Below are 9,212 nucleotides of genomic sequence, written 5' to 3' on the forward strand. Positions count from 1 at the left end.
GAGGAGACCTGGGTCACAGGGGTGAGGAAGGAGGGAGGGGAGGGAGGGAAGGTTCAGATCCAGATGGCAGGCAGGCGCTCGGCGGGTGTCACCCCGGCGTGACCTCGTAGCGCAGCTCGTACAGATGGCCCGCCTTGGCCATCACCGTGACCTCGACCGGGCGCTCGTCGGCGTCGTACACCACGCGCAGCGTCCGCAGCACCGGCAGATCGCCGGGCAGGTGGAGCGCCTCGTACTGCTCCTGTGTCGGTATGCGCGCGGAGACATGGTCGACGCTGAGCCGGGGCGGGTGGCCCAGCGCGGTCAGCAGGGTGGGCGTTCCGCCCTTGATCCGGCGGTGTTCGGCCAGGGCGGTGCCCCGGGCGATGTGCGGCGGGTAGTAGGCGTGGACCAGCTCCACCGGTTCGCCGTCGAGAGAGAGCACCTGGTGGCGGAGGAGCGCCGTTCCGTCGGCGGGCAGACGCAGGGCCGCCGCGACATCCGCCGGGGGTGTGGTCTCCGTGACGGCGAGGAGAGTGCTCCGGGCCTCTCCGCCGCGTTTCGCGGTCTCGGCGAGCCAGGGGTACGGCTCGCCGGCGGCGGCCGGGGCCATGGAGGAGGCGGGGCGCACGGTCAACTGCCGGTGTTCCCTTACGGTCACCGCGGCACCGGCGCGGCCGACGACCAGACGCTCGCCCTTGAGGAGTTGCAGCGCCTTCTGCACGGTGGCGTTCGAGGCACCGAACCGCTCCTTGAGCCGCACGGTGGACGGCAGACTGGCGCCCGGGGCGAGATCCCCGGTCATGATCTCGTCGCGCAGATCGGCGGCGATCCGCTCGTGGAGGGAGCGGCGATCGTACGCGTCCCCCTCGGTGCGAGGCGTGGTCATCGTTCGATCCCCATCTCGTAGCGCAGCCGCTGCCGGTGAGCGGGCATGGTCATCACATCGGCCTGGACAGGACGGTCCCCGGCGTCGAAGGTCACGCGGACCAGCCGGAGCACCGGCTCACCCGGCTCGGTGCGCAGGGCTTCGCGCTCCTGGGCGTCGGGCATCCGGGCCGACACGTCCTCCCGGACGCGTACGCCGACGTACCCCAGCTCCGCGAGCAGGGTGACGGCCCCGCCGGGGATCTTCGCCGTCCCGGCGAGACGCGTGCCGCGCGCGATCGACGCGGGGTAGTACGTGTCCGTCAGCTCGCAGGGCACGTCCTCCAGGAACATCACGCGCCTGCGCACCACGACCGCCTCCCCCGGGGCGACACCCAGCAACTCCGCCACCTCCTCCGACGCCGCCACCTCACCGGCCCCGACGATCCGCTGACCGCCCCGCCGCCCTCGCGCCGCCAGCTCCGCTCCCCACGCGTCGGGGTGGCCCTGGCCCTGCGGTGTCAGATACGGCATCGAGGTACTGACCCACGCGCCGACGCCCATGACGTCCTCCTGTGCTGATGCCCGGAACCTGACCTTGCTGCTTTACACGGTAAGCGAGTCGGTTCCGCTGCTCGCGGCTCGCACCACAGAGCAACCTTGCCGCTTTTCGCGAATAGCGATACGCTCCTCGGGATCGTACAGCTCAGGACGGTGGAGGTCGGCTGATGGGATGTGCCGAAGGCGGCGTGGTGGTGCTGCGGTGGCGGCGTCATCCGAGCTCGGTGGCGGCAGCGCGCGCGGAACTGCGGAAGGCGCTGGCCGGTTGGGGGATGTCGGCGCTGGAGGACTCCGCGGTTCTGGTGCTGTCGGAGTTGGTCACGAACGCGGTGCGACATGCCCGTGTGCCGTCGGGGCGGGAGATCGAGACGCGTTTCGTTCCGGTGCGCCTCCCAGTCCCCGACGGCCTACGGATCGAGGTGCATGACGCGTCCGCCCTGCGGCCGTTCCGGTGGGCGGAGCCGCCGGACGCGTGCGGCGGGCGTGGCCTCGTCATCGTGGACGCGCTGGCCGACGAGTGGGGCGTCACCGACCGGGGCGGCGTCGGCAAACTGGTGTGGGCGTCGTGGCGGTCTCCTGGCGTCGGCTGAGCCCCAGGTTCCGGCGGCTCCGACGACCCTGACAGCGCGAAGGACGGTGACAGCAGCCGTGATGCCTGAGCAGACGCCGCGTGCCGTGCGGGGGCGCAGCCCCGGCCCCCGGCCGCCTTTATATGGGGCATACGCGGTTTTGTTGCCCTTCTCAGCGCCTCCTCAGCCTGCTCTCATGTACGGCGCCCAGAGTCGTTGACATGACCGACAACTACCGCGGCAGCGGCGACGCAGACAGCACGCAGCAGCACCCCACCCAGGGGTTCCAGGGCCCGGCCTATCCGCCGCCGCCCTCGTACGGTCCGGTGTTTTCCGCCGCTCCCGCGGGCGCCCACGGTGCGCACGGGTCCACGGCGACCGCTCGGCGGGCCAGGGGGCCCGTCGCGTTGCTGGCCGCCGTCGCGCTGGCCGCGGCCGTGGTCGGGGGTGGGTCGGCCGCGTTGGTCGGCGCGTACACGGGGAACAGCGGGGGTGTCGGCAGCGGGGACACCGCCATCCACGGGACGACCGTCTCGCAGAGCAGCGCGGGCACCGTCGCGGGGGTCGCGCAGTCCGTGTCGCCGACGATCGTCGAGATCAACGCGACCTCGACGAGCGGTGAGGCCACCGGCTCCGGCGTGATCATCACGTCCGACGGCGAGATCGTCACCAACAACCACGTCATCTCCGGGGCCTCGTCCGTGAAGGTCCAGCTCAGCACCGGCAAGACATACACCGCCAAGATCGTCGGCACCGACGCCGACAAGGACCTCGCGCTGATCAAGCTGGAGGGCGCGAGCGGTCTGAAGACGGCCTCGCTCGGCGACTCCGGCCAGGTGAAGGTCGGCGACGAGGTCGTGGCGATCGGCTCCCCCGAGGGCCTGACCGGCACCGTCACCAGCGGGATCATCTCGGCCCTGAACCGCGATGTCACCGTCGCCAAGGACCAGGATCAGGGACAGCAGCAGCAACAGCAGGGGCAGGGGCAGCAGGGCGGTGGCAACTGGCCCTTCGAGTTCGGTGGCCAGCAGTTCAACGGCGACACCGGCACCTCGAAGACCACGTACAAGGCGCTCCAGACCGACGCCTCGCTCAACCCGGGCAACTCCGGCGGCGCCCTGATCAACATGAACGGCGAGATCATCGGCATCAACTCCGCGATGTACGCGCCGAGTTCGTCCTCCGCCTCCAGCGACTCCAGCGCCGGCAGCGTCGGCCTGGGCTTCGCCATCCCGATCAACACCGTCAAGGCGGACCTCTCGGCGCTGCGCTCCGGCGGTACGCAGTCATGAGCGGCACAGGAACCGGCTCCGGCGCCCCCCTCACCCGTCCGGCGGGACCGAGCGATCTGGCGCTTCCGCTCGCCCTCGTCCATGATCTTGCCCAGGCCACGGCGCCCACGCGCCGCGCCGACGAGGTCCGTACCGCCGCCGCTTCGAAGAGGCGTGGAGCGGGCCGCCGCCGTAAGGCCGCCGTGCGAGGCTGAAAGCCGAACTGTCCGATACCGACCACTGACGAGGTAGACGCCACATGAGTCCCGCCGAAGGCGATCGCGATCCGCAGCGCATCCTGATCGTCGACGACGAGCCCGCCGTACGGGAGGCCCTGCAGCGGAGTCTCGCCTTCGACGGATACGGGACCGAGGTCGCCGTCGACGGGATCGACGCCCTCGCCAAGGCCGCCGCCTACGCGCCGGACCTGATCGTCCTGGACATCCAGATGCCGCGCATGGACGGCCTGACCGCCGCCCGCCGGCTGCGCGGGGGCGGCTCGAAGGTGCCGATCCTGATGCTGACCGCCCGCGACACGGTCGGCGACCGCGTCACCGGCCTGGACGCGGGCGCGGACGACTACCTGGTCAAGCCGTTCGAGCTGGACGAGCTGTTCGCCCGGATCCGCGCGCTGCTGCGGCGCAGCTCGTACGGGGCCGCCTCCGGCGAGGTGCCCGACGACGACGTGCTGTCCTTCGCCGATCTGCGGATGGACCTGACGACGCGCGAGGTCGTGCGCGGCAACCGCCGCGTCGAGCTGACCCGTACCGAGTTCACGCTGCTGGAGATGTTCCTCGCGCACCCGCGCCAGGTGCTGACCCGGGAGCAGATCCTCAAGGCGGTGTGGGGCTTCGACTTCGAGCCCAGCTCCAACTCGCTCGACGTGTACGTGATGTATCTGCGCCGGAAGACCGAGAGCGGCGGCGAACCCCGGCTGGTGCACACGGTGCGGGGGGTGGGGTACGCGCTGCGCTCCGACGCGGGCGGCGGACCGGCCGGGGGGATCGCTCCCGTCGGTGGCTTCGGTACGAGCTTCGACGGTGGCCACGGAAGCGGAGGCGGAAGCGGAAGCGGCAGTCGTTACGGGTACCGCGACGGCGGCCCGGCGTGACCGGTCCCGTCCAGCGGTTCCGTACGCTCCCGCTGCGCTCCCGCCTCGCGCTGCTGGTCGCCTCGGCCGTGGCGATCGCCGTCACCGCCGTCGCCGTCGCCTGCTGGCTGCTGACCCGTACCCAGCTCCCGAGCGAGCTGGACTCGTCCCTGGAGAACTCCACCGCGCCCCGCAGCTCGGTGCAGGGCGCGCTCGCCGTCTGCAACGCGGGCGCCAACCCGGACACCGGCACCACCCCCGGCTTCGTCTACATCCAGGTGGTCCTGCCGGGCGGGCAGCGCTGCGTGGCCCCGGGCTCCGAGCCCGTGAAGGTCCAGCAGGAGGACCTCGACGTCGCGAACGGCACCAGCCACAGCTCGCTGCACGACAGCGTGACCGAGGACGGCGCCAAGGTCCGCGTCTTCACCCGGCGCGTCGACTACGACGCGGGACCGCCGATCACCGTCTCCCTCTCGCGCCCCCTCGCCGAGATCGACGCCTCCCTCAACGAGCTGGCCCTGCTGCTCGCGCTCGTCGCCGGTGTCGGGGTGATCGGCGCGGGCCTGGCGGGCCTCTGGGTCGCCAGGTCGGGGCTGCGGCCGGTCGACGGGCTGACCCGGGCCGTCGAGCACGTCGCGCGTACGGAGGACCTCACCGTCCGTATCCCCGTCGAGGGCGAGGACGAGATCGCCCGGCTGTCGCGCTCCTTCAACTCCATGACCGCCGCCCTCGCCTCCTCCCGGGACCGGCAGTCGCAGCTCATCGCGGACGCCGGGCACGAGCTGCGGACGCCGCTCACCTCGCTCCGTACCAACGTCGAGCTGCTCGCGCGCAGCGAGGAGACGGGCCGCGCCATCCCGCCGGCCGACCGCAGGGCCCTCATGGCGTCCGTCAAGGCGCAGATGACCGAGCTGGCCTCGCTGATCGGGGACCTCCAGGAGCTGTCGCGGCCGGACGGCACCGACCCCGGGCCCCTCCAGGTCGTCGCGCTCCACGAGATCATGGGGAGCGCGCTGGAGCGGGCGCGGCTGCGCGGCCCCGATCTGACGATCACCACGGACCTGCGGCCCTGGTACGTACGGGCCGAGCCGGCCAGTCTGGAGCGTGCGCTGGTCAACGTGCTGGACAACGCGGTGAAGTTCAGCCCGTCCGGCGGCTCGATCGAGGTCACGCTCAACGGCGGCCAGGGCGGGAACGGCGAGCTGACCGTACGCGACCACGGCCCCGGCATCCCCGCCGAGGAGCTGCCGCACGTCTTCGAACGCTTCTGGCGCTCCCCGTCGGCGCGCGCGCTGCCCGGCTCGGGGCTCGGTCTGTCGATCGTGGCCCGTACGGTCCAGCAGGCGGGCGGCGAGATCGCGCTGCGCCAGGCGGCGGGCGGCGGGACGGTCGCGGCGATCCGTATCCCGGGCGCGCCGACACCGCCGCCGGACGGGATGTGACGGGCCCGCACCCTCACATCCCCGTCACGTACCCCGTCTCGTACCCCGGACCCGTTACGTCGCCCGTTACGTCGCCCCGCCCAGCCGTACCGCCGACCCCACCAGCCGCGCCCTGATCCCCTCCGGCTCCACGGTGATGTGCTGCAACCGCACGTCGCCCGGGGTCTTCGGCAGCTTGAAGGAGAGCGAGAGCCGGTCGGACAGCTCCGGCGGGCGGAGGTTGAGCAGCGCGTCGACCAGCGCCGGATCGATCCCGGCCCGCTTCAGCAGCCCGGGGTTCTCGGCGACGACGTCGACCAGGTTGAGCCGCAGGAGTTCCTGGACGAAGCGGGGCCGCCCGGTGAACCGGCTCAGCGCCTCCTCGCTGCGCAGCGCCCGGTCCACGTCCGTCTGTGGCACCCCGAGCGCCTTCACGACGGCGGGCACCTCCAGCAGTTCGCGGGCCCGGTTCTTCTCCTTCGCGATCAGGGCGGCGGCCTCGGGCGCCAGCCGCAGCCCGGAGTGGGCGCGGTCCTTGCCCGGCCGGTACGTGGCCACCCCGGGGATGTCGAGCCGCATCCCGTCGACGGTGGTGGACACCGCCTTGCCGCCCTCGTTCCTGATGTGCGCGTCGGCCCGTACCCGCAGGTCGTAGCCGGCCACCGGCAGCGATCCCGCCATCCGTACGGAGCCCGCGCCGTTGTCGGTGAACTTGACCTGGGAGGCGCCCAGTTCGCGGTTGAGGTCGTCGAAGCTGAGCAGCACGTCGCCGTCCATCCGGCTGACGACCGCGCCCTTGACGGCGGTGGGCAGATCGCCGACGACCCGGATGTCGTTGGCGCTGGCCCGTACCTCGGCGAGCGAGACCCGGTCGGCGGCGACATGGGGGACGGTGACGTCGACACGGTCGAGCCGCTTGCCGAGGACCTGGGTGAGGAACGGGAAGCCGTGGATGTCGACGGCCGGAGGGGTCGCCAGACCGAGCGACTCCTGCAGCTTCTCCTCGGCCTTGTCCTGCGCGTAGAGCAGGGCGGCGCGGTCGGCGAGCAGCAGGAACGCCGTGCAGGCGACGAGCGTGACGCTCAGTTTCAGCGCGGAGGAGAGGGAGCCGAAGCGGCGGCCCCAGTTCCCTCTCCGTCCGCTCTTCCCGCGCTTCCGGTGGTCGGGCGGGGTCCAGTCCTCGTCGTCCCGGTCGGACGTCAGACCGAGAGTCTGCGGATCGCGCGGGGCATGGACGAACTCGTCCTCAGGCGTGGCGAGTTGGGCCAGTTCGTCGTAAGGGTTGGGATAGGGGGCGGGGTGGGGGCCGGGCGCGGTGGGAGGCGTGGGGGCGGGGTCGGCGCCGGGCTCGGGGGCGGACAGATGCTCGGGCATGCGGGTGGGGGGTCGCATCGGTTCATCCCAACACGCCCCGCCGGTTCAGCACACCTGTTGCACCATCGGTATCGGCCCTTTTATCCAGGATTATCCGGCTATTCATGTGGGGGATCTCGCGATTCCGCGACGGAACGAAGGGGCGGCGACCCGACGCGCCTCGCCCGCACCCTCCGCCGCCCCTCGCCCCGGCGCCCTCAGCCGTTGTGCCGTATCAGCGACTCCACCAGCCCGGCCCGGGTGGCGGGGAAGTCCAGCGGTACGATCCCGAGCCCGCGCCAGCCGCTCGCCTCCGCCCCGTCCAGGAAGGTGTGCACCTGCGGGTTGAGCCGGTCGGAGTTCCACCGGGGCGGCAACAGGGCCGCCGTACTGACGTAGTTGACGAACAGCTTGCCCGGCTGCGTCGCGGCCTTGCGGAACTGGGCTTCGATCTTGGGGTACTTGGCGCCCGGCTCCGCCTCGTAGTCGTCCTGGATGTCGAAGAGCCCGCCGTCCCCGTACCGCAGTCCGGGCAGTCCCCCGTTGTCCCCGAGCAGCACGACGCGCCCGCGCGCCTGGCCGAGCGTCGGCAGTCCGCCGTCGAGCCGGAAGAGGGAGCGCCAGCCCTTGCCGTCGAGATACGTGTCGAAGATCCGCCGGAACTCCGCGTCGCTCTCGCTGGAGTACTCCTGCTTGACCCGCATGAGGACGGTCTCGGAGGGGTTGGCCCGGAGGAAGTCGCGGCAGGCGTTGAGGACGTCGTCGAAGTTCAGGTTCTGGTAGAACGCGGCGTGGTGAATGGTGAACGCGCCCTCGAACAGCCGGCAGCGGATGTCCAGGAAGCGGACGCCACTGGTCAACTGGTCGGCTATGGAGGTGTTCTGGCAGGCCACGTAGAGCCCGCCGGAGCGGGCGCCGGAGTTGTGCGTACCGGGGATGGTCAGGCGCTGCACGGGGGTGGAGTCGGCGAAGCCGCCCATCCAGTCGTGGGTGGCGAGGACGCGCGGGGGCGCGCCCGCCGTGGCGCCCGGCGCGGCGGCGAAGGCGGTCCCGCCGGCGGCGCCCGCGCCCACCAGGGCGGTGGCGGATACGGCGAGGGCGCCGGCGAGAAAGCCGCGGCGGGTACCGGGAGATGCGCTCATGTGGGGGTGCCTCCGTCGTCCGTGAAGAGCAGGGGAAACAGCCCTCGGATTATGACGGGTACACGTCATCAGGGGAACATGTCACCAGGCATCGCCAGGAGAACCCATCACCGGTCACCACCTCCGCACGGTCCCGCCTCCGCACGGTCCCGCCTCCGCACGGTCCCGCCCCCGTCTCGGGTCGCCTCCGTCTCGTCCCGCCTCCGCGCCTACTGGTCCTCCTCCTCGTGGTGGTGCCCGCCACCCGAGCAGTTGTGCCCCGCGGCGGCCCGCTGCACGGGCGCAGGCCCCTGCATGACCTCGTCCGCGGAGTCCTCCGCCTCCCGCTCGTCGCGGTCGTTCTTGCTGCTCATCTTCAGCCCGTCCCCGGTCGGCGTGCCCTCGACCTCGCCCTCGCGCTGCTGGAGGACGTGCTTGAGCTCATGGGCCAGCGTCTTGTTGTCGAAGCCGCCCTTCCCCCGCACGATGTGCTCCCCGGAGGTGTACGCGCGCGCCCCGATCTCCGCCGCCGAACGCTGCGCCACCACGTCGTCGTGCAGACGTACGGTCGAGAAGTCGGCGCCCTTGTGCCGCGCCTCCATCTCCTGGCGGAGCGGCTTGGGGATCGGCTGTCCCGTCTTCCCCAGCACGTCGTGGACGAGCGAACCACCCTGCATCTCGTCCTCGTACGTGGCCGGGCGCACCCGGCGCTGCACGGCCGAACCCGCCGCGGCTCCCGCTCCCGCCGCCGCCTCATGGCCGCACGACGGACCGTGCTCGTGCTTCTCCGCCGCCAGCAACTGCACGACCGCGGCATTGCCCATGGAACGCTGCAACGCCATCATCGACCCCGGGCTCCGGCTCTCCGCTCCCGCGCCGGCCGCGGTGTGGGGCGCCATGAGGGGAGAGTCGGCCGACCGGACGGGCGGGGCCGGCTGCCGTCCCGCGGCACCGCCCGGCCGGGCGCCCCTGTTCAACTT

General features: G+C 72.0%; 10 protein-coding genes. 5 read left to right on the top strand and 5 right to left on the bottom strand.

Translation table 11 applies throughout. The features are described 5' to 3' along the window. Positions 1-88: 88 nt before the first annotated feature. Together ACIO3P_RS22580 and ACIO3P_RS22585 are read right to left on the bottom strand one after the other, a co-directional pair. Positions 89-868, bottom strand: coding sequence for a GntR family transcriptional regulator (locus ACIO3P_RS22580; RefSeq protein WP_401855511.1), 780 nt, complete (start codon positions 866-868; stop codon positions 89-91). Beyond that, entirely contained in the window at positions 865-1,410 is a 546-nt protein-coding gene (locus ACIO3P_RS22585) for a GntR family transcriptional regulator (protein WP_401789543.1), read from the bottom strand. The genes ACIO3P_RS22580 and ACIO3P_RS22585 overlap by 4 nt, the downstream gene beginning before the upstream one ends. A gap of 164 nt (positions 1,411-1,574) precedes the next feature. Here ACIO3P_RS22585 and ACIO3P_RS22590 point away from each other — a divergent pair, with 164 nt between their 5' ends. The 5 genes from ACIO3P_RS22590 (at position 1,575) to ACIO3P_RS22610 (ending at position 5,779) form a co-directional block, all read left to right on the top strand. Next, the gene (locus ACIO3P_RS22590) at positions 1,575-1,997 is read left to right on the top strand and encodes an ATP-binding protein (protein WP_401855510.1); all 423 of its coding nucleotides are present in this window, start codon (positions 1,575-1,577) and stop codon (positions 1,995-1,997) included. 200 nt (positions 1,998-2,197) lie between these two features. Then, positions 2,198-3,268 (top strand): S1C family serine protease, encoded by a 1,071-nt coding sequence (locus ACIO3P_RS22595; RefSeq protein ID WP_401855508.1) that lies wholly within the window; start codon positions 2,198-2,200, stop codon positions 3,266-3,268. Continuing rightward, entirely contained in the window at positions 3,265-3,462 is a 198-nt protein-coding gene (locus ACIO3P_RS22600; protein WP_329824721.1) for a hypothetical protein, read from the top strand. The genes ACIO3P_RS22595 and ACIO3P_RS22600 overlap by 4 nt, the downstream gene beginning before the upstream one ends. A 44-nt stretch (positions 3,463-3,506) precedes the next feature. After that, positions 3,507-4,358 carry a response regulator transcription factor gene (locus tag ACIO3P_RS22605; protein ID WP_401855506.1) on the top strand — a complete coding sequence of 284 codons (852 nt, stop codon included), beginning with the start codon at positions 3,507-3,509 and terminating at the stop codon, positions 4,356-4,358. Next, positions 4,355-5,779: a sensor histidine kinase gene (locus ACIO3P_RS22610; protein ID WP_401855503.1), complete on the top strand. Its 1,425-nt coding sequence runs from the start codon at positions 4,355-4,357 to the stop codon at positions 5,777-5,779. The genes ACIO3P_RS22605 and ACIO3P_RS22610 overlap by 4 nt, the downstream gene beginning before the upstream one ends. Positions 5,780-5,845: 66 nt before the next feature. Here ACIO3P_RS22610 and ACIO3P_RS22615 read toward each other — a convergent pair whose 3' ends face one another. The 3 genes from ACIO3P_RS22615 to ACIO3P_RS22625 all read right to left on the bottom strand — a co-directional run bounded on the left by ACIO3P_RS22615 (position 5,846) and on the right by ACIO3P_RS22625 (position 9,131). Continuing rightward, positions 5,846-7,150, bottom strand: coding sequence for a DUF2993 domain-containing protein (locus ACIO3P_RS22615; protein ID WP_401855501.1), 1,305 nt, complete (start codon positions 7,148-7,150; stop codon positions 5,846-5,848). Between the two features lie 179 nt (positions 7,151-7,329). Next, a complete protein-coding gene (locus tag ACIO3P_RS22620) occupies positions 7,330-8,253 on the bottom strand; it encodes a phosphatidylinositol-specific phospholipase C (protein ID WP_329824717.1) in 924 nt (307 codons plus the stop codon). A gap of 209 nt (positions 8,254-8,462) precedes the next feature. Then, a complete protein-coding gene (locus ACIO3P_RS22625) occupies positions 8,463-9,131 on the bottom strand; it encodes a DUF4157 domain-containing protein (protein WP_329824716.1) in 669 nt (222 codons plus the stop codon). Between the last annotated feature and the right edge of the window lie 81 nt (positions 9,132-9,212).

It is taken from the genome of Streptomyces sp. NPDC087310 (assembly GCF_044744405.1).
GTDB lineage: Bacteria > Actinomycetota > Actinomycetes > Streptomycetales > Streptomycetaceae > Streptomyces.